The sequence below is a fragment of the Pseudomonas petroselini genome (assembly GCF_045037875.1).
Lineage (GTDB): Bacteria > Pseudomonadota > Gammaproteobacteria > Pseudomonadales > Pseudomonadaceae > Aquipseudomonas > Aquipseudomonas petroselini.
In genome coordinates, this window is sequence record NZ_CP173614.1 from 2,101,559 (window position 1) to 2,119,843 (window position 18,285).

Here is an 18,285-nt window from a genome sequence, read left to right on the forward strand (position 1 = left end):
ATGTTAAATGGAACTAAAACAGCCGGATCTTTCCTGCTCGTTCACTCGGCCAACGGCGAGAGGCAAGGGGCATTTCCTGAGAGTTACGTGCGGTACGTTTACCCGACCCCTGATATCCCATGGATATTTCACTCAAAATATGTAAGTCCCCAGAAAGGTCTGAAAGGATCCATAAAGCTTGATAAGTCCGAGATGGCGTTTTTTTGTAGGGTAATTCCTTTATCGCTGTGGGGTGGGTCTCTGCTTGCTGTTGCTTGGGGGGGAATGCTATGCCAACTAGGAAACGACTAGGCTATTGTGCTTGCTCTAAATAATTCGAACAGCGAAATTGGACTTTCTCATGAATAAAGTGCTGATCGTGGATGATCATCCCGTCATTCGTCTTGCTGTGCGTATGCTAATGGAACGTCATGGTTATGAGGTCGTTGCCGAGACCGATAACGGTGTCGATGCGTTGCAACTTGCACGGGAGCATATGCCGGACATTGTCATACTGGATATTGGGATACCCAAACTTGATGGCCTGGAAGTTATTTGCCGCCTGTCTTCGACCAAGCAGGCTGCACCGTTCAAGGTGCTGGTGCTGACGTCCCAGGCCCCTGGTCATTTTTCCATGCGCTGCATGCAGGCGGGGGCTGCCGGCTATGTGTGCAAGCAACAGGACCTGACCGAGTTACTGAGTGCGATCAAGGCCGTCTTGTCGGGCTACAGCTACTTCCCGAACCAGGCGCTCAACTCGGTACGCTCCACCATGGGCAATGCCAGTGAGGCCGATATGGTCGAGCGTCTGTCCGGCCGGGAAATGATGGTATTGCAGCAGTTGGCCCGGGGCAGGACCAACAAGGAGATTGCCGACGGCATGTTCCTCAGCAACAAGACCGTCAGCACCTACAAGACGCGTTTGCTGCTCAAGCTCAACGCCCGCTCTCTCGTCGACCTGATCGAACTGGCACAGCGTAACGGCTTGGTATAGAGGAGGGGATGCCACCGCGTGTTGCCCGGGCAACCGGCAGAAAAAAGCCTCCGTCAGGGAGGCTTCCGGCCGTCGACCTCTCAATCAGAGATCGAAGTCGTAATCGGCCAGTTGTTTTTGCAAGCGTCGTTCTTCCAGAAGATTGTCGATGGTACGGCGTTTGCTCAAATTGGTCTTGGCGACCTCTGCCACAGGCGTCTCCGCCCCATCGTCATCCGATTCAACGAGGTCGTCTTCCACTTCCAGTTGTTCTTTGCCAGTGCTCATAAGGTTCACTCCGGGCTAAGACTGCCGTTGGCGCTCCTTATAACGATAATCCATGACCGGGTAAAAAAGATTTTTTCAATCGACCGATCAATAAAACCAATGGTCCCTCAATCGTCGGATGTCTTGTCCTTGTATTCGCACAGGTCTTCTATCCGACAGCTGCCGCAACGCGGCTTGCGCGCCTGGCAAACATAGCGTCCATGAAGGATCAGCCAGTGGTGGGAATCGAGCAAATACGGCTTGGGCACGAATTTCATCAACTGCTTTTCCACCTCGACCACGTTTTTCCCACGGGCAATGCCGGTTCGGTTACTGACCCGGAAAATGTGAGTGTCCACCGCCATCGTCAGTTGACGGAAAGCGGTGTTGAGCACCACGTTGGCAGTTTTACGGCCAACGCCTGGCAGGGCTTCCAGGGCTTCGCGGGTTTGTGGCACTTCACTGCCGTGCAGTTCCACCAGCAGGCGACAGGTTTCGATGACGTTCTTGGCCTTGCTGTTGTACAGGCCGATGGTTTTGATGTATTCCGACAACCCCTCCACACCCAGGGCATAGATTGCCTCCGGCGTGTTCGCCACGGGATAGAGCTTGGCTGTGGCCTTGTTGACGCCAACGTCCGTGGATTGTGCCGACAGGATCACCGCAATCAGCAATTCGAAGGGCGAGGTGTAAGCCAGTTCGGTCTTGGGTTCCGGATTGTCTTCGTGAAGCCTGCGGAAAATTTCCAAGCGTTTTGCGGCGTTCATGGGGCGGTGGTTTCCTTGCAGGCGTTCGGCATCAATGTGAAGAGTGGGTCTAGGCTTGGGTTCTGTGAGCAATTATCTCGAACAGGATAAACGATCGTTACGGCGCCCGGCAGCGCTCGTAGCGGGTCACGCCTCGACGTAGGCGTCTACTTGGCGCTGCGTTTCCTCAAGCCTGTGTTGTGCGGCTTTCAGTTGATCTGCATTTACGCCCGCTTGGCGTTGTAGTTTGCTCACCTCCGCCCGGGCGTACGCCAGGGCGGTTTTCAGCTGGCGCAGTTGAGCGTCGATGGGGCGTTTTTCCACGCGCTGCAAATCGGGCCGAGGCTGCTGACTGTCAGCCTCTGCATCGTGCAAGGCTTGCTCCGCGCTGGACAGCGCAGCGCTCAGGGTTGCCAGTTGCTGTTCGTCAGCGTTCTGGTCCTGGGCTTTTTTCAATTCGGCGCGCCGCATGGCCAATTGGATTTTTGCGCGTTTGAGTGCGGGGTCTTTCGGCGGCGGCAGGGTCGTCGGGGTGATGACTTCCAATGCTGCAAGTGCCTGCTCTGCTGCTTCGAACTGCTGCTGCAGGACGATCAACTGCGACTGCTGCTCAAAGGTCGGCGGGTGGCCGAACGCCTTCAAGGATTTGTGCAGTTGGGCACGGCTCATGGCGAGCGTGATTTTAGCCTGCTTGACCGCTGCCTCTTGGGCCGCCTGAGCCGCATCGGCTGGCACGGGCTGTGTTGGCGCCGAGCGCTTGGCCCGTGCCAGGCGTTCGGCGAGTTTGTGGGCTTCTTCCCGTTGCAGGCGCGCGTTGCGTTGTTCAAAGCGCCGCCTAGCCCGGTCACGTTTCAGGCCGCGTTCATGATGCTCACGATCATTGGTCGCCAAGCCACCCACAATCGGTAGCACGCGGGTCGCTGGGTGCATCTCAATGCAATCGACAGGGCAGGGCGCAACGCACAGGTCACAACCGGTGCACTCATCAATGATGACGGTGTGCATCAGCTTGGCGGCGCCGACAATAGCGTCCACCGGGCAGGCCTGGATGCACTTGGTGCAGCCGATGCACTCGGCCTCGCGGATATACGCAACCTGGGCTGGCGCTTCCCCACGACGGGTATCGAGGTCCAGCACCGGCACGCGCAGCAACAGCGCAAGGCCGGCGATGGTTTCCTGCCCGCCGGGCGGACACTTGTTGATTGCCTCGCCTCGTGCGATGCCCTCGGCGTAAGGCTTGCAGCCCGGGTGCCCGCACTTGCCACATTGGGTCTGCGGTAGCAGCGCGTCGATACGTTGAATCAGGTTCATGCTGTGATCACGGGTATGCCGATTAAGCGAACAGGCGTGTAATGGATTTGTAGGAGCGCGACTTGCCGGCGATAGCGTCCTTGAGATCGCCATTGCCGGCAAGCCGGGCTCCTACAATAGGCCTAATTTACTCGCCACAGGCCCATAGGCTTACTTGATGCGTTGACCCGGCTTGGCACCGCTGTCAGGGCTCAGCAGGTAGATCTCTTCGCCACCAGGGCCGGCCGCCATCACCATGCCTTCGGAGATACCGAACTTCATTTTCCGTGGCTTGAGGTTGGCGATCATCATGGTCAAGCGACCATCGAGCTTGGACGGGTCCGGATAAGCGCTCTTGATCCCGGAGAACACGTTGCGTTGCTCGCCGCCGAGGTCCAGGGTCAGGCGCAGCAACTTGTCGGCACCTTCCACGGCTTCGGCCTTGACGATCAGCGCGACACGCAGGTCGACGGCGGCAAAGGCGTCGAACTCGATTTCCGCAGAAATCGGGTCCTTGGCCAGCTCGCCGTTACCGGCCGGTGCCGATTCGCCGGTGTCAGTCTGGCTGGCGACCAAGTCTTCTTTCGAAGCGTCGGTCATGGCCTGGACTTTCACCGGGTCGATACGGGTCATCAGCGGCTTGAACTCGTTCAACTGATGGTTGCTGAGCAGGGTGGTGTGATCGTTCCAGGTCAGCGGCGCGACGTTGAGGAACGCCTCGGCATCGGCGGCCAGCAACGGCAGCACCGGCTTGAGGAAGATCACCAACTGGCGGAACAGGTTGACGCCCGTGGCGCAGATCGCCTGGACTTCCGCGTGTTTGCCTTCCTGCTTGTTCAGCGACCACGGCGCCTTGTCGGCGATCCAGGCGTTGGCGCGGTCGGCCAGGCCCATGATCTCGCGCATGGCGCGGGCAAAATCGCGAGCTTCATAGGCGTCGGCGATGCTTGGCGCAGCGGCCAGGAACGCGTCGGTCAGTTCCGGCGCGGCATTCTCGGCCACCAATACACCGGCGTTGCCCTTGTGGATAAACCCGGCGCAACGGCTGGCGATGTTGACGACTTTGCCGACCAGGTCCGAGTTGACCTTCTGTACGAAGTCTTCCAGGTTAAGGTCGAGGTCGTCGACGCCACGGCCCAGCTTGGACGCGTAGTAGTAGCGCAGGTATTCCGGCGACAGGTGGTCCAGGTAGGTGCGCGCCTTGATAAAGGTGCCACGGGACTTGGACATTTTCTGGCCGTTGACCGTCAGGTAGCCGTGCACGGCAATGCCGGTGGGCTTGCGGTAGCCCGAACCTTCAAGCATCGCCGGCCAGAACAGGGCATGGAAATTGACGATGTCCTTGCCGATGAAGTGGTACAGCTCGGCGGTGGAATCCTTGGCCCAGAAGGCGTCGAAATCCAGTTCCGGCGTGCGGTCGCACAGGTTCTTGAAGCTGGCCATGTAGCCGATCGGCGCGTCCAGCCACACGTAGAAATACTTGCCCGGCTCGCCCGGGATCTCGAAGCCGAAGTACGGTGCATCGCGGGAAATGTCCCACTGTTGCAGGCCGGCATCCAGCCATTCGGCGATTTTGTTGGCCACGGCGTCCTGCAGGGTGCCGCTGCGCGTCCAGGTTTGCAGCATTTGCTGGAAATCCGGGAGCTTGAAGAAGAAGTGCTGGGAGTCCTTGAGCACCGGGGTGGCGCCGGAGATTGCCGACTTCGGGTTCTTCAGGTCGGTGGGGGCGTAGGTGGCACCGCATTTCTCGCAGTTGTCGCCGTACTGGTCCTCGGTGCCGCATTTCGGGCAGGTGCCCTTGATGAACCGGTCGGCCAGGAACATTTTCTTTTCCGGGTCGAAATACTGGGTGATCGAGCGCGTGGCAATGTGCCCGGCTTCCTTCAACCGCAGGTAGATCTGGCTCGACAGCTCGCGGTTTTCGTCGGAGTGGGTCGAGTGGAAGTTGTCGAAGTCGACCAGGAACTCGGCAAAGTCGGCGCTGTGTTCAGCCTGCACATTGGCGATCAGTTGTTCCGGGGTGATGCCTTCCTTTTCGGCGCGCAGCATGATGGCCGATCCGTGGGCGTCGTCCGCGCAGACATAAATGCATTGATTGCCGCGATGCTTCTGGAAGCGCACCCACATATCGGTCTGGATGTACTCAAGCATATGGCCAAGGTGGATGGAACCATTGGCATAGGGCAGGGCGCTGGTGACGAGGATCTTGCGTGGCTCGGACATGGGGCTCGGCTACTTGATGAAACGGAGGTCGGCCACTATAAAGCGCCGGGAAATTTATTTCACCCCGTGGCGCTGTTTCCGAATCTTCCCAACCTGCGAAAGCATGCCGTTAAGCCGCTGGAACGGTTAGGATAGCCGCCTGTTTCAGTCAGTCTTTTTTCGGGAGTAGCCCATGAGCGCCGTCAATCGCGCAGCGGTGGAAGCCGTCCTTCGCCAGTACACCGACCCCTATTTGAACCAAGACCCGGTCAGCGCCGGCTGTGTACGTGCCATCGAAATCCAGGGCGACCAGGTGTCGGTCCACATGGAGCTGGGCTATGCCGCAGGTCTGTTCAAGAGCGGTTGGGCGCAGATGCTGCAAATGGCCATTGAGGGCCTCGAGGGCGTGCGTTCCGCCAAGGTCGACATCCAATGCGTGATCGCTGCGCATAAGGCCCAGGCGCAGATCCCGGGCCTGGCCAACGTCAAGAACGTGGTCGCGGTGGCGTCTGGCAAGGGCGGTGTGGGTAAGTCCACCACGGCGGCCAACCTGGCCTTGGCCCTGGCCCGCGAGGGCGCGCGCGTGGGCATTCTCGACGCGGATATCTATGGCCCGAGCCAAGGCGTGATGTTCGGCATCGCCGAAGGCACGCGGCCGAAGGTCAAGGACCAGAAGTGGTTCGTGCCTATCGAGTCACTGGGCGTGGAAGTGATGTCCATGGCCTTTCTTACCGATGACAACACGCCAATGGTCTGGCGCGGGCCGATGGTTTCCGGCGCCTTGCTGCAACTGGTCACCCAGACTGCCTGGGGCGACCTGGACTACTTGGTGATCGACATGCCGCCAGGCACCGGTGATATCCAGCTGACCCTGGCGCAAAAGGTGCCGGTGGCCGGCTCGGTGATTGTCACCACGCCCCAGGACCTGGCGCTGCTCGACGCGAAGAAAGGCGTGGAGATGTTCCGCAAGGTCAATATCCCGGTGCTGGGCGTCGTGGAGAATATGGCGGTCCACATCTGCTCCAACTGCGGCCACGCCGAGCATCTGTTCGGCGAAGGCGGCGGCGAGAAGCTGGCGACCCAATACGGCGTGGAGCTGCTGGCTTCACTGCCGCTGTCGATGTCGATCCGCGAGCAGGCTGACGGCGGTAAGCCCACCGTCATGGCTGAGCCGGATAGCCAGATCGCCATGATCTATCAGGAGTTGGCGCGTCATGTGGGCGCGCGGATCGTCCTGCAAGAGGCGGCGACGCCCGCGATGCCGACCATTACCGTCAGCGACGACTGAGGTTAATGAAGGGAAAAAGCCTCGACTGTGTCGGGGCTTTTTCATGTGTGGAGAGTGGTCAAGCAGTCGCGACGGCGCTTTTACGCAGTGGGTGGTGTAAGCATTTGCTTACTTTTCCGTAAGTGTTTGGTTTTTTCATCCGCCATGTACGTCCCAAAATCCTGAGAGATTTTTCTATCTAATTGAAATATAACAATTAATTGTTCTTTGTTTGACACGAAAGGTTGCCGGCCGGCGGCGTGCATCCCGTTGAACTTACTTTGGAACTCTCTAAGATCAGCCCTGTGTCCACGGATTGGCACAGCCATCAAGGAACGATGGTTTGAAGGAATGTCGCAGGATGCGATTCATCAGGATGATGAAAAGGAATACAGGGACTAGGGAAAAATGTGGGCGGGTCATACCGCCCCTTTTTTTTGCCTGTAGAAAAGTGAAACCCGCCCTCCAGAAACGCAAAAAGGCCCGCAAGGGGCCTTTTAGGGGGGCAACGCTATCAGCGTTCGAGGTCTGCAATCTTACCTTTTTTGCCATCCCACTCCGCTGCATCCGGCATCGGGTCTTTGCGTTCAGTGATATTCGGCCAGATTTCCGCCAGCTCGACGTTCAACTGAATAAATTCCTGCATTTCTGCCGGGACTTCGTCCTCGGAGAAAATAGCGACGGCCGGGCATTCAGGCTCACACAGGGCGCAGTCAATGCACTCGTCCGGGTGGATAACCAGGAAGTTCGGGCCTTCGTAGAAGCAGTCCACCGGACACACTTCGACGCAGTCGGTGTACTTGCACTTGATGCAGTTGTCGGTAACGACGAAGGTCATTTCTAATTTTCTCCTCAGGCGGCGGCAGCGAAACCCTTTGTGGCAGGGCTCGCGAGGTTCGGGAGCGATAGTCTGCAGGCCAGGCTAAAAGCCCACAGCATCCCAAACCGCGCGAGAGTCTACCAGCTTGCAAGCGTCTGCGTTATATCCGAACCTGCAGTGCATATAACATTTCGAGCGCTTTACGGGGCGTCAAGCCGTCCAGGTCAAGTTTTGCCAACTCATCCAGCACCGGATGGGGCAGGCTGGCGAACATGTCACTCTGATGCGGTGCGGCCGGTTTGCTGGTGGCTTTGGTTGGGCTGGTGACCACGGTTTCATGGGGCAGGGCCGTGGTTTCCAGGCGGCTGAGATGTTCGCGGGCGCGGGTAATCACATCGTTTGGCACGCCGGCCAGTTGTGCCACGGCCAGGCCGTAACTCTGGCTGGCAGGCCCCGGCAGCACGTGATGCAAGAACACGATGCGCTCGTTGTGCTCGGTGGCATTCAGGTGCACGTTGGCCACCAGTGGCTCACTTTCCGGCAACACTGTCAGCTCGAAGTAGTGTGTGGCGAACAGCGTATAGGCACGCAAGTGCGCCAGGCGCTCGGCCGCCGCCCACGCCAGGGACAGGCCGTCAAAGGTGCTGGTGCCACGGCCCACTTCGTCCATCAGCACCAGGCTGCGCTCGGTGGCGTTGTGCAGGATGTTGGCGGTTTCGCTCATTTCCACCATAAAGGTCGAACGGCCACCGGCGAGGTCATCGCTGGAACCGATGCGGGTGAAAATCCGGTCCACCAGTGACAGCTCGCAGCTGGCCGCCGGCACGAAGCTGCCGATATGCGCCAGCAGCACGATCAAAGCGGTCTGGCGCATGTAGGTGGATTTACCGCCCATGTTCGGACCGGTGATCACCAACATGCGGGTATCGTCGTCCAGCGACAGGTCGTTGGCGACGAACGGCGTGGTCAACACTTGCTCTACCACCGGGTGGCGACCTTGCACGATGCGCATGCACGGCTCGCTGACAAAACGCGGGCAGTTCAAGTCAAGGTTCAGCGCACGCTCGGCCAGGTTGCTCAGCACGTCCAGTTCGGCCAGGGCTGCCGCAGTGTCCTGCAGCGGCGCCAGTTGGCTGATCAAGTCCTCGAGCAACGCCTCGTAAAGCATTTTTTCCCGCGCCAGGGCACGGCTCTTGGCCGACAGGGCCTTGTCTTCGAACGCTTTGAGTTCCGGGGTGATAAAGCGCTCGGCGCCCTTGAGGGTCTGGCGACGTTGATAGTCGATCGGTGCCGATTCAGCCTGCTTGCTCGGCAACTCAATAAAGTAGCCATGCACGCGGTTGTAGCCGACTTTCAAGTTGGCCAGGCCGGTGCGGGCCTTTTCGCGGGCTTCCAGGTCGATCAGGAACTGCCCGGCGTTTTCGCTCAGGGATTGCAGCTCGTCCAGCTCGCTGTCGTAACCGGTCTTGAGTACGCCGCCGTCGCGGATGATCGCCGGCGGGTTGTCGATGATGGCTTTTTCCAGCAGTGCCGCGAGTTCCGGGTAGGTACCAGCGGTAACCGCAAGCTGTTGCAGGTGTGGCGTATCCAGCTCGGTCATCGCCACTTGCAGTTGTGGCAAGGCCCCAAGGGCATCGCGCAGGCGTGCCAGGTCACGCGGGCGCGCGTTACGCAGGCCAATCCGCGCCAGGATGCGCTCGATATCGCCGATTTCCTTCAGCTGTGGCTGCAGCTTTTCAAAGCGATAGCCGTCGAGTAGGCAGGTAATAGAGGTCTGTCGCGCTTGCAGTATAGTCAGGTCGCGCAGTGGACGGTTCAACCAGCGGGTCAGCAAGCGACTGCCCATGGCCGTCTGACAGCGGTCAACCACCGATTGCAGGGTGTTATCGCGCCCACCGGCCAGGTTGGTGTCCAGCTCCAGGTTGCGACGGCTGGCGCCATCGAGCACTACGGTATCGTCGAGACGCTCGTGACGCAGGCTACGCAAATGCGGCAGGGCGGTGCGCTGGGTTTCCTTGGCGTAGCCAAGCAGGCAACCGGCGGCACCGATAGCGAGTGTCAACGTTTCACAACCGAAGCCTTTAAGGTCCTGCACCGAGAACTGTTGGCACAGGCTTTTCAACGCCGAATCACGCTCGAAGTCCCACGGCGCGCGACGCTTTGTCCCACGGCGTTTTTCCGCCGGCAGATCCTTCGGCCAATCATCCGGAATCAACAACTCCACCGGATTGATGCGCTCCAGCTCCGCCAGCAGGTTCTCCCAGCCCTTGATCTCCAGCACAGTAAAGTTGCCACTGGTGATATCCAGCACCGACAGCCCGAACAAACGCTCATCGCCCAGCACCGCGGCGATCAGGTTGTCGCGACGCTCGTCCAGCAGCGCCTCATCACTCACCGTCCCCGGCGTAATAATGCGCACTACCTGACGTTCAACCGGCCCCTTGCTGGTGGCCGGATCGCCGATCTGCTCACAGATCACCACTGACTCGCCCAGCTTGACCAGCTTGACCAGATAACCTTCCAACGAATGGTAAGGAATCCCACACATCGGAATCGACTGCCCCGCCGACTGCCCACGCGCGGTCAGGGTGATGTCCAGCAACTTGGCAGCCTTCTTCGCGTCTTCATAGAAGATCTCGTAGAAGTCGCCCATGCGATAGAACATCAACTGATCAGGGTGCTGGTTTTTCAGGCGCCAGTACTGCTGCATCATTGGCGTGTGGGAGGACAGATCGGACGTATTTTTACTCATTGGGTCGTAGGCAAATTCGTTGAAGGAGTGGGGCAAATGTGGGGCATTCCGCCCTGCGATTTTGCAATGGGCGCAAGGTTAACACGCGAGGTCGGGGCTTCGCAGGTCGCAAACGGGTAGGTAAAACGCAGGCCGAAAGCCAGAGGTGGAGAGCAGGCTCCAGGCGCCGCTACTTCGCCCTGCGGCCACTGGCGGGGAACAAGCCTCGGATAACCCCGAGAAAAGCGGCAAACAAGTTGATGGAGGTTGCGGTGGTGATAGCGATCAACACGTTGTCGGAAAACGGAGCTTTGCCGGAATAGTAAGTTGACCAACCATTCCACACGAGCAAAACCGCCCAAAAGATCACGCCGCAGGCAGCAAACCAGAAAGCACGCCCCGCATACTTCTTGCGCAGCTGCCTTTCGGCCTTCTGATCTTTCAGGTTTTGGTTTCTTTCATCGTCAGTACCCACTGCCTGCTCGCCCCCAGGTTGGGAGTCCTGGTCGGGCCCTGATGCGGGGGGCAGTGTCAGCTCAAGGTTGTCGAGTTCCTCACTCACGGTTGCGGCTCTTTGGGTGAATGAACTCCGCCATTTCCTTCCAGTCAATGGCGGAACCATCCGCTCCCCTGAGTGCCCAGGCGGTACCTTCCTCGTGGGAGAGGTTGGACAGTTGAGTCCCTGACCACTTGCCGTATTTATTGATAATGCGGTCAATCAGACGCTGGGCGTAGGTATCGCTTTCAGGAATTCTCGGTGTCACGAAGACGATGTCTTCGACGTCGGGTTTAAGGTTGCTGAGCAGCGACGTCACAGGGCGGCTGCCGTAGGACTTCAACTCATGATAGAGCGATGGAATGACCGGGCCGTATTGCCAGCGGGCAAAGTGATCATCCATAAGGGGTAGCTCCCTTTCACGCAGATGCCAGGATTGCGTATAAAACAGCAGCTTTTGAAGCTTCATTGGAGTCAAGCCTGAAAGCTTGCCTTCTTTGGCGCGTTCAATGAAGGCGTTAGCAACAGCTAGAGCTGAATAAGCCATGAGCACCTCCGAAATGGCTGGCTACGTTGTTATAGAGTTTCATATATAGGCTCGGGATTGTCGACATGCAATGGCGTCGGTTGACGGGCGCCGTGTCGTATCCCGGGCAGGCTGGAAAAGTTGAATCAAGTGTGGCGGATAATAGTGGGCTGAATACTGTTTGTATAGACAGTGTTTCGTGAGGATTTTAGCGGAATACTGATAAATGCATAGATTATGCAAATTAGCATTTGCCAACCCCAAAATCTCCCGCCATTATCCCCGTTATGCAAAAACGCAACGTTTCTATCGTCTTAAGAGAACTGCTGGACCGCGACCGGATCTCCCCCACGGAGCTTCACCGGCGTACCGGCGTGCCTCAATCCACGTTGTCCCGGATTCTCAGCGGCAAGATCGTTGATCCGTCGGACAAGCACATCTCCCGCATCGCCGAGTACTTTCGCGTCAGCACCGACCAGTTGCGCGGGCGCGCGGCGGTGGGCGCCCTGCGCGATGACGGGCGCGACCCGATGCATTCGGAACTCAAGGACATAAGCCTGTGGGACGACGACACGCCCGTTAATGATGACGAGGTGTCGATCCCCTTTCTGCGCGAGGTTGAATTGGCTGCTGGATCAGGAAGATTCGTCATCGAGGAAAGCGAGAAGGCCAGCCTGCGTTTCGGCAAGCGCAGCCTGCGGCATAACGGTGTGCAGTTTGATCAGGCCAAGTGCGTGACGGTGCGTGGCAACAGTATGTTGCCGGTACTGCGTGATGGCGCGACGGTCGGGGTGAACGCGGGCAAGAGTGGTATTGGTGACATCGTTGATGGCGATTTGTATGCCATCAACCACAATGGCCAATTGCGCGTGAAACAGCTCTATCGCCTGCCTTCCGGGATTCGCTTGCGCAGTTTCAATCGCGACGAACACCCGGATGAGGACTACAGCTTCCAGGATATCCAGGATGAGCAGATCAGCATCCTCGGTCATGTGTTCTGGTGGGGCATGTACGCCCGTTAACCTCCTTGCGTAAGACAAAGCCCGCCCATGAGCGGGCTTTTTTTCGCCTGTGGGAAACCACCGAACCCTCGACCTGCAGGGCTGCAAATGCATTTGTGCAATTCACGGTAAAAAATAAATGCATTTGTGCATTGACTGTATATGCATACATGCATATTCTTCGTCTCAAGCCAGCCAACAAGGTGGTGGAGGCGGCAAGGATGCTGCCAAGGAAGACAAGGAAGGCACGCAACATCGGCAAGGACGCCATCTGAGCGATGGCAGGGATGCCAGGCAACACCGGCAAGGATGCCGACGCTCTTTAGTGTTACCGCTTCAAGAACAGGCAGCGATGAACCGGCCTTAACGGTTCAGAGGGTTGGCAACTGACCCGGGTGTGCAGCGTAAAGCACCAGAAGCAGTTATCCGGCAGACAGGGATCGTGGTCGGAAAAACATTGAGGAAAGGTCCGTACCGCGCCAGTAGCGCCGAAAAACCGAGGACATCATTACTGAAAAGCCCGGGCAACCGGGCTTTTTGGAATGCCTACCTACACATGGATTTACCCAAGAGCCGGCTCTGTGCCGGTAGTGCTCAGCCAGGAGGCGTGACATGACAAACGAGCAGCAAGCGTTAGCGGAAATGCCTATCTGGCTGGTCATCGTACTGGCCCTGATCGGCGGGGTGTCTGGCGAGATGTGGCGCGCCGACAAAGAGGGAGCCCGTGGTTGGTCGCTGGTACGGCGCCTGGCGCTGCGTTCCGGGGCTTGCATGGTCTGCGGCGTGTCGGCATTGATGCTGTGCTACGCCGCCGGCATGTCGATCTGGACCGCCGGGGCCATCGGTTGCCTGACCGCCATGGCCGGTGCGGACGTGGCCATCGGCCTTTATGAACGCTGGGCGGCCAAGCGCATCGGGGTCAACGAGGCCCCGACCTCTCGCCCGGATCAGCAGTAAACGCTGCAAGGATGCAAGCAGATGACACTTCTTGAAAAACCTTCCCAATTGCCCATAGCGATTGGGGACGCACTGAAAAGCGCGTTCCCACAGCTGCGCGTTGGCAATCACCATGATTTTCCCGACACGGGCGATAAAACCGGCATCTTGATCAGCGTGGAGCGCAACGGCCCTGGCGTTCGCTCCTTTGCTGGGCGTAAGGCCCATGCCTTGTCGGTGTCACTCAGGGCCACGGTCGCCAGCGGGTCGGCACCGTTTGACGCGTGCGACCTGGCCAGCCAAATGATGGACCTGGCCCTGGACAACCGCTGGGGCTTGCCGCCAGACCAGTGCGACCTGCCCACCGCGATTGTCGCGGCACCTTCCGCACTCACCGGCGTGGAAACGGACTACGACACCTGGAGCGTGTCCTTCAGCCAAAACCTCTACCTCGGCCCGTCACTGCTCGACGATCCCACAGGCAAACCGCTGTTTGCCTGCACGTGGGAGGTCACGAACATCGACGATCCGGACCAATATCGCCCGCTGCAGGAGTAGCCCATGTTCGATGCACTGCTACGCATGCAACTGGGGCCGATCGTCGAACGCCTGGCGGAAATGGAAGCTCAGTTGGAAGACCTGTATCGACGCGCAGAGAGCTTTTGCCGGATTGGCGTGTGCCAGGAGGTCGACGCCGCCAGCAATACCTGCAAGGTCAGCCACGGTGATTTGCTCAGCCCGGCGATCCGATTTTTCAACCCAAGCGCTGGAGCGCAAACCGAAACGCGCATTCCTTCAGTGGGCGAACAATGCCTGCTGCTCAATTACGGCGGTGGGGAAGGGGGCGCGCAGTCGGTGGCGTTGTTCGGCCTCAACAGCAGTCTCTTTCCGTCGGTGTCCGCCGTTGCGTCGCTGACGCGGCGTCGCTACCAGGACGGCACCCAAAGCGACTACGACGACGCCAGCCACCTGTTCAATTGGGTTAACGGCCCGACCACGTTCAGCGGCTCCCGCGAGCAGGTCGACGTCAAGGTCGGTGCCGCCAGCCTGACCATGAATGCCCAAAGCATCACCCTGCAACTCGGCGCCACCGGCGTGTTGCTGGATGCCGCCGGCGTGCATTTGAGCGGCCCGGTGGTGGATCACCAAGGCCGCGTGATCAGCAGCGCATAAGGATTTGCCATGATCGGAATCGATAGGAACACCGGGGCAGCCGTCGATGACTGGCTGCAATTCGTGCAGCGCGCCACCCGAGCGCTGACCACCCCGCTGGGCACTCGGCAGAAACGCCCACTGTATGGCTCGATGATCCCGCAACTGCTCGGCCAGAACCTCGGCGGCGACCTGTTGATCCTCGCCCAAAGCCACGCCGCGCAGGCGTTCTACAACGCCCAGAACGGCATCGCCGACTTTCAACCCCAGGTCATCGTCGCCACCCGCCAGGGCGCCGGTTTGTTGCTGCGTTTTGCCGGCACCTGGAAAAACCGCCAACAATCCTTCGAGGTCGTGACATGAGCATGTTGATCCCTGGCCAGAACCAACTGGCGGAACCGGCCCTCATCGCTGTCGATGAGTTCGAACCCTTGTTGGCCGAGTTCAAGGCCTTCGTGGTCGACTACGTCGCCATCCGCGCGCCGCAAAGCGCGGCCAAACTCAAGGTTAGCCTCGACAATGAAAGCGAACTGCTGACCCTGGCCCTGGAAGCGTTTTGCGTGCGCCTGCAAACCCACGAGCGCAAGTACAACGCTCGCATCAAACAGATGCTGGCGTGGTGGGCCGCCGGCAGCAACCTGGATGCACGCCTGGCCGACATGGGCCTGGAGCGCCAGGTGCTCGACCCCGGGGACCCGGCCGCCTTCCCGCCGGTGCCGCCGGTGCTGGAAAGCGACGACGACGCCCGCCTGCGTTACTACCTGGCCCCACACGCCCCGGCGGCGGGTTCGCGCATGCAATATCGCCGCGAGGTGTTCACCCTGGGCGAGCGGCCGTCGGTCAAGGTGCAAAGCGCCACGCCGGGTGTGGTCACCGTCAGCTACACCTTTGACCCGGATGGCTATGCGGCTCAGGTCAAGGACGGCAACGGCCGACGCACCGCCCCCGGCGAGGTGATGGTCACTGTGCTTTCAAGAGACGGTGATGGCACCGCGTCCGCCGATTTGCTTGACGGCGTACGGCGACATTTCGCACGACCCGATGTAAGGCCGGAAACCGATCTCGTCACCGTCCAGGGGGCACAGATCCAGCGCTATAAAATTCGTGTGGTCGCCAAGATCAACGCCGGTCCTGATTCGGGGTTGACCCAAGTGGCTGCTCAGAAACTGCTGCAAACCTACGCCGACTCCTGCCATCGCCTGGAAGGCCGAGTCGACCCAAGCTGGATCGACTACGCCATCCACAGCGCCGGCGCCGCGCAACTGCAGATCCTCGAACCGCTGGAGCCGATCATCAGCTCGGCATTCCAGGCTCCGTACTGCACGGGCGTCGAGGTGGAGGTGCGTACGCTATGAGTGAACCCAAAGCGAGCCTGTTGCCTGCCAACAGCTCACCGCTGGAAAAGGCGTTGGACCTGGGCTTCGGCTATTTGCTGGAACGGGTGACGCCACCCTTCCCTCAACTGATGGACCCGGATCACACACCGGCGGCGTTCTTGCCCTACCTGGCAGCGGACCGCGCGGTGAACGAATGGAGCACCACGGCCCCCGAGGCCGAGAAGCGCCTGACCGTCAAACTCGCTTGGCCTACCGCCCGGCAGGCCGGCACCCGCCAAGCCCTGGAAAACGCCGCCAAGGGCCTGCAACTCAGCCCCGAAGTGCGCGCCTGGTACGAGCAAAAACCGCCCGGCGTGCCCTACAGCTTTGCCGTACGCGCCTGGACCGAATTGCCCTACAGCGAAACCATCGACGCCCGACTCGACCGCCGCCTGGCCGACGCCAAAAGCGAGCGCGACATCCTGTCGATCTCCGTGGGCCTGAGCGCCTCCGGTCGCCACAGCATCGGCGCCGCCACGCTGTGCGGCGAACTCACCACGATCTATCCCAACGTGCTGGCAGGGGTCGAGGCCTCAGGGCGCGCCTTTATGGCGGCCGGCCTCTACACCGTCGAAACCACCACCCTTTATCCACAGGAGCACTAAATGGCTGACTATTACACCCTGCTCACCGACGCGGGGATCGCCTACGAAACCGCCTGCAAGGCTGCCGGCGTGCCGATCAAACTGGCGCAGATCTCCGTCGGCGACGGCAACGGCGCTGTCTATAACCCTGATGCCAGCGCAAAAGCGCTGAAACGCGAAGTCTGGCGCGGGCCGTTGAACGCTTTATTCCAGGATGAGAAAAACGCCAACTGGTTGATGGCCGAAGTCACCATCCCGTCGGATGTGGGCGGCTGGTATGTGCGCGAAGCTGGGTTGTGGACGGATACCGGGATTTTGTATGCCATCGTTAAATACCCGGAGTCGTATAAGCCGGTGTTGGCGACGTCGGGATCGGGGAAGGAGTTTTATATTCGCTCGATTTTCGAGACGAGTAATGCGGCGATTGTGACGTTGTTGATCGACGACACGGTGGTGAAGGCGACTCGGGCTTGGGTGATGGATTATCTGGGGAAGGGGACGTATTCCAAGGCTGAGATTGAAACGCTGATTGCTCAATCCTCGGCGTTGCCGGTGGGTTCTATGGTTGCGTTTCCGGTTGATAAAGTCCCGGTTGGGTTCTTGGAAATTGACGGTAGCGTGAAGAGTGTTGCGGCTTATCCGGACTTGGCGAAGTTCTTGGGGGCTGCGTTCAACAAGGGGGACGAAGGTGCTGGGAATTTTCGACTGCCGGAGTCGCGTGGGGAGTTTCTGCGTGGGTGGGATCATGGGCGTGGAGTGGATGCGGGGCGCTCAGTCGGTAGCTTTCAGACTGACGTGTTCAAAACGCATACGCATGAGTACGACACCATGCAGGGCGGCGGTACAGCAAATAGTGTCTCTGACACCATAGCTGCTCAGAATGATGCAACTTCGCAAACAGGTCGTATTACTGGTGCGGCAGGCGGAAGTGAAACGCGACCGCGAAATATCGCTGTGATGTGGTGCATTAAGGCATGGAATGCCCCTATTAATCAGGGACATATTGATATTGCAGCGCTTGTTAATGAGCTCGATGCATTGAAGTCTGCTGTTCCAGTTGGCTCGATTGTTCCATTTCCCAAAGCAGCTGTACCGCCGGGGTATTTGGAGTTGGACGGTAGTGTGCAAAGCATTGCCGCCTATCCAGACCTGGCTAGGTATCTTGGCACCACTTTCAATACAGGTAGCGAGGCAGCGGGGTTCTTTCGCTTGCCTGAGTCACGCGGTGAGTTTCTGAGGGGCTGGGACCATGGACGGGGAGTAGACGCAGGCCGGGTTCCAGGAAGCTGGCAGAGTGACCAGTTCAAAGCCCATAACCACGGCGTTACTGTCAGAGAGGCGGCTGCGGGAGGAGGCTTTACTACGATTTACCCCAACGGTACGCAAACTAAAAGCAGTACCTATATTCAGTCCGAAGGGGGGACGGAGACCCGTCCACGCAACTTGGCTGTCATGTGGTGCATCAAGGCGTGGAACGCGCCAATCAATCAAGGAACGATCGACGTCTCGGTACTCGCCTCACAAGCAACCGAAGTTAATCAAGGCACTGCAAGAACTGCCACCCTACCCCAAGCCGATGCAGGCATTGATGACACTACAATCGTCACCCCGAAGAAAATGCGCTTCGGCTTCGCAATGAACTTCACCGCCGCCAGTGGATACATCCTGTTTCCAACTTGGTTAGGCGGCCTGCTTCTTCAGTACGGTCGTGCATCTCTGGCGGCGGACCAGTTCACCACATTGACTTGGCCACTGGCCTGGCCCGACGCGTGCTATGCCATTTCTGGCGCGGTGCACTCGTCATTTGCGCGTGTCGACGACGGTATCTCCGCCCAGTACCGAAGCCTCACCAAGACTACGGTCATCCTGGATCGCCAGGACATCGGCACGGCAGTTGCCAATAACCGCGACATGTTCGTTATCGGAATCGGAAAATAAC

18 protein-coding genes are annotated in these 18,285 nt (G+C 59.1%); 10 read left to right on the forward strand and 8 right to left on the reverse strand.

The annotated features are described in order from the left end of the window. Positions 1-340 precede the first annotated feature (340 nt). On the forward strand, positions 341-973 hold the full coding sequence (locus tag ACI512_RS09740; RefSeq protein WP_012722491.1) for a response regulator transcription factor: 633 nt from the start codon (positions 341-343) through the stop codon (positions 971-973). A gap of 84 nt (positions 974-1,057) precedes the next feature. On the opposite strand, the gene ACI512_RS09745 is transcribed toward ACI512_RS09740, so the two are convergent. From ACI512_RS09745 to metG, 4 genes are all read right to left on the reverse strand, one after another. Then, a complete protein-coding gene (locus ACI512_RS09745; protein WP_012722492.1) occupies positions 1,058-1,240 on the reverse strand; it encodes a PA3496 family putative envelope integrity protein in 183 nt (60 codons plus the stop codon). Between the two features lie 107 nt (positions 1,241-1,347). Next, positions 1,348-1,986, reverse strand: coding sequence for an endonuclease III (nth, locus tag ACI512_RS09750; RefSeq protein WP_102061671.1), 639 nt, complete (start codon positions 1,984-1,986; stop codon positions 1,348-1,350). A 126-nt stretch (positions 1,987-2,112) separates the two neighbouring features. Further along, on the reverse strand, positions 2,113-3,369 hold the full coding sequence (rsxB, locus tag ACI512_RS09755) for an electron transport complex subunit RsxB (RefSeq protein ID WP_268947365.1): 1,257 nt from the start codon (positions 3,367-3,369) through the stop codon (positions 2,113-2,115). Between the two features lie 57 nt (positions 3,370-3,426). Beyond that, complete coding sequence (metG, locus tag ACI512_RS09760) at positions 3,427-5,478, reverse strand: methionine--tRNA ligase (RefSeq protein WP_236381318.1); 2,052 nt, start codon at positions 5,476-5,478, stop codon at positions 3,427-3,429. Between the two features lie 172 nt (positions 5,479-5,650). Here metG and apbC point away from each other — a divergent pair, with 172 nt between their 5' ends. Continuing rightward, the gene (apbC, locus tag ACI512_RS09765; RefSeq protein ID WP_012722496.1) at positions 5,651-6,745 is read left to right on the forward strand and encodes an iron-sulfur cluster carrier protein ApbC; all 1,095 of its coding nucleotides are present in this window, start codon (positions 5,651-5,653) and stop codon (positions 6,743-6,745) included. Between the two features lie 493 nt (positions 6,746-7,238). On the opposite strand, the gene fdxA is transcribed toward apbC, so the two are convergent. The 4 genes from fdxA to ACI512_RS09785 all read right to left on the reverse strand — a co-directional run bounded on the left by fdxA (position 7,239) and on the right by ACI512_RS09785 (position 11,318). Next, entirely contained in the window at positions 7,239-7,562 is a 324-nt protein-coding gene (gene fdxA, locus ACI512_RS09770) for a ferredoxin FdxA (RefSeq protein WP_003208688.1), read from the reverse strand. A 142-nt stretch (positions 7,563-7,704) separates the two neighbouring features. Next, positions 7,705-10,296, reverse strand: a complete 2,592-nt coding sequence (mutS, locus tag ACI512_RS09775; protein WP_236381317.1) for a DNA mismatch repair protein MutS — start codon at positions 10,294-10,296, stop codon at positions 7,705-7,707. 169 nt (positions 10,297-10,465) lie between these two features. Continuing rightward, the gene (locus ACI512_RS09780) at positions 10,466-10,837 is read right to left on the reverse strand and encodes a hypothetical protein (protein ID WP_064054909.1); all 372 of its coding nucleotides are present in this window, start codon (positions 10,835-10,837) and stop codon (positions 10,466-10,468) included. Further along, positions 10,830-11,318, reverse strand: a complete 489-nt coding sequence (locus ACI512_RS09785; protein WP_043204860.1) for a Panacea domain-containing protein — start codon at positions 11,316-11,318, stop codon at positions 10,830-10,832. Before ACI512_RS09785 ends, ACI512_RS09780 begins: the two co-directional genes overlap by 8 nt. Positions 11,319-11,584: 266 nt before the next feature. Between ACI512_RS09785 and ACI512_RS09790 the strand changes: the two genes are divergently transcribed. The 8 genes from ACI512_RS09790 to ACI512_RS09825 all read left to right on the forward strand — a co-directional run bounded on the left by ACI512_RS09790 (position 11,585) and on the right by ACI512_RS09825 (position 18,284). Beyond that, the gene (locus tag ACI512_RS09790) at positions 11,585-12,319 is read left to right on the forward strand and encodes an XRE family transcriptional regulator (RefSeq protein ID WP_005785382.1); all 735 of its coding nucleotides are present in this window, start codon (positions 11,585-11,587) and stop codon (positions 12,317-12,319) included. 591 nt (positions 12,320-12,910) lie between these two features. Next, positions 12,911-13,255 carry a phage holin family protein gene (locus tag ACI512_RS09795; RefSeq protein ID WP_012722501.1) on the forward strand — a complete coding sequence of 115 codons (345 nt, stop codon included), beginning with the start codon at positions 12,911-12,913 and terminating at the stop codon, positions 13,253-13,255. 21 nt (positions 13,256-13,276) lie between these two features. Next, on the forward strand, positions 13,277-13,792 hold the full coding sequence (locus ACI512_RS09800) for a hypothetical protein (RefSeq protein ID WP_236381316.1): 516 nt from the start codon (positions 13,277-13,279) through the stop codon (positions 13,790-13,792). A gap of 3 nt (positions 13,793-13,795) precedes the next feature. Then, positions 13,796-14,407 carry a phage baseplate assembly protein V gene (locus tag ACI512_RS09805; protein ID WP_250947540.1) on the forward strand — a complete coding sequence of 204 codons (612 nt, stop codon included), beginning with the start codon at positions 13,796-13,798 and terminating at the stop codon, positions 14,405-14,407. Positions 14,408-14,416: 9 nt separating this feature from the next. Next, positions 14,417-14,749: a phage baseplate protein gene (locus ACI512_RS09810; protein WP_236381939.1), complete on the forward strand. Its 333-nt coding sequence runs from the start codon at positions 14,417-14,419 to the stop codon at positions 14,747-14,749. Beyond that, positions 14,746-15,741, forward strand: a complete 996-nt coding sequence (locus ACI512_RS09815; RefSeq protein ID WP_405121752.1) for a baseplate J/gp47 family protein — start codon at positions 14,746-14,748, stop codon at positions 15,739-15,741. Before ACI512_RS09810 ends, ACI512_RS09815 begins: the two co-directional genes overlap by 4 nt. Then, complete coding sequence (locus ACI512_RS09820) at positions 15,738-16,367, forward strand: phage tail protein I (protein ID WP_012722506.1); 630 nt, start codon at positions 15,738-15,740, stop codon at positions 16,365-16,367. Before ACI512_RS09815 ends, ACI512_RS09820 begins: the two co-directional genes overlap by 4 nt. After that, complete coding sequence (locus tag ACI512_RS09825; RefSeq protein ID WP_405121753.1) at positions 16,368-18,284, forward strand: phage tail protein; 1,917 nt, start codon at positions 16,368-16,370, stop codon at positions 18,282-18,284. Position 18,285 lies beyond the last annotated feature (1 nt).

Bases quoted from the DNA above. Each gene is read 5' to 3' on its own strand.
- ACI512_RS09740 (WP_012722491.1), top strand. From the start codon at position 341: ATGAATAAAGTGCTGATCGTGGATGATCATCCCGTCATTCGTCTTGCT.
- ACI512_RS09745 (WP_012722492.1), bottom strand. From the start codon at position 1,240: ATGAGCACTGGCAAAGAACAACTGGAAGTGGAAGACGACCTCGTTGAA.
- nth (WP_102061671.1), bottom strand. From the start codon at position 1,986: ATGAACGCCGCAAAACGCTTGGAAATTTTCCGCAGGCTTCACGAAGAC.
- rsxB (WP_268947365.1), bottom strand. From the start codon at position 3,369: ATGGCGATCTCAAGGACGCTATCGCCGGCAAGTCGCGCTCCTACAAAT.
- metG (WP_236381318.1), bottom strand. From the start codon at position 5,478: ATGTCCGAGCCACGCAAGATCCTCGTCACCAGCGCCCTGCCCTATGCC.
- apbC (WP_012722496.1), top strand. From the start codon at position 5,651: ATGAGCGCCGTCAATCGCGCAGCGGTGGAAGCCGTCCTTCGCCAGTAC.
- fdxA (WP_003208688.1), bottom strand. From the start codon at position 7,562: ATGACCTTCGTCGTTACCGACAACTGCATCAAGTGCAAGTACACCGAC.
- mutS (WP_236381317.1), bottom strand. From the start codon at position 10,296: ATGAGTAAAAATACGTCCGATCTGTCCTCCCACACGCCAATGATGCAG.
- ACI512_RS09785 (WP_043204860.1), bottom strand. From the start codon at position 11,318: ATGGCTTATTCAGCTCTAGCTGTTGCTAACGCCTTCATTGAACGCGCC.
- ACI512_RS09790 (WP_005785382.1), top strand. From the start codon at position 11,585: ATGCAAAAACGCAACGTTTCTATCGTCTTAAGAGAACTGCTGGACCGC.
- ACI512_RS09795 (WP_012722501.1), top strand. From the start codon at position 12,911: ATGACAAACGAGCAGCAAGCGTTAGCGGAAATGCCTATCTGGCTGGTC.
- ACI512_RS09800 (WP_236381316.1), top strand. From the start codon at position 13,277: ATGACACTTCTTGAAAAACCTTCCCAATTGCCCATAGCGATTGGGGAC.
- ACI512_RS09805 (WP_250947540.1), top strand. From the start codon at position 13,796: ATGTTCGATGCACTGCTACGCATGCAACTGGGGCCGATCGTCGAACGC.
- ACI512_RS09810 (WP_236381939.1), top strand. From the start codon at position 14,417: ATGATCGGAATCGATAGGAACACCGGGGCAGCCGTCGATGACTGGCTG.
- ACI512_RS09815 (WP_405121752.1), top strand. From the start codon at position 14,746: ATGAGCATGTTGATCCCTGGCCAGAACCAACTGGCGGAACCGGCCCTC.
- ACI512_RS09820 (WP_012722506.1), top strand. From the start codon at position 15,738: ATGAGTGAACCCAAAGCGAGCCTGTTGCCTGCCAACAGCTCACCGCTG.
- ACI512_RS09825 (WP_405121753.1), top strand. From the start codon at position 16,368: ATGGCTGACTATTACACCCTGCTCACCGACGCGGGGATCGCCTACGAA.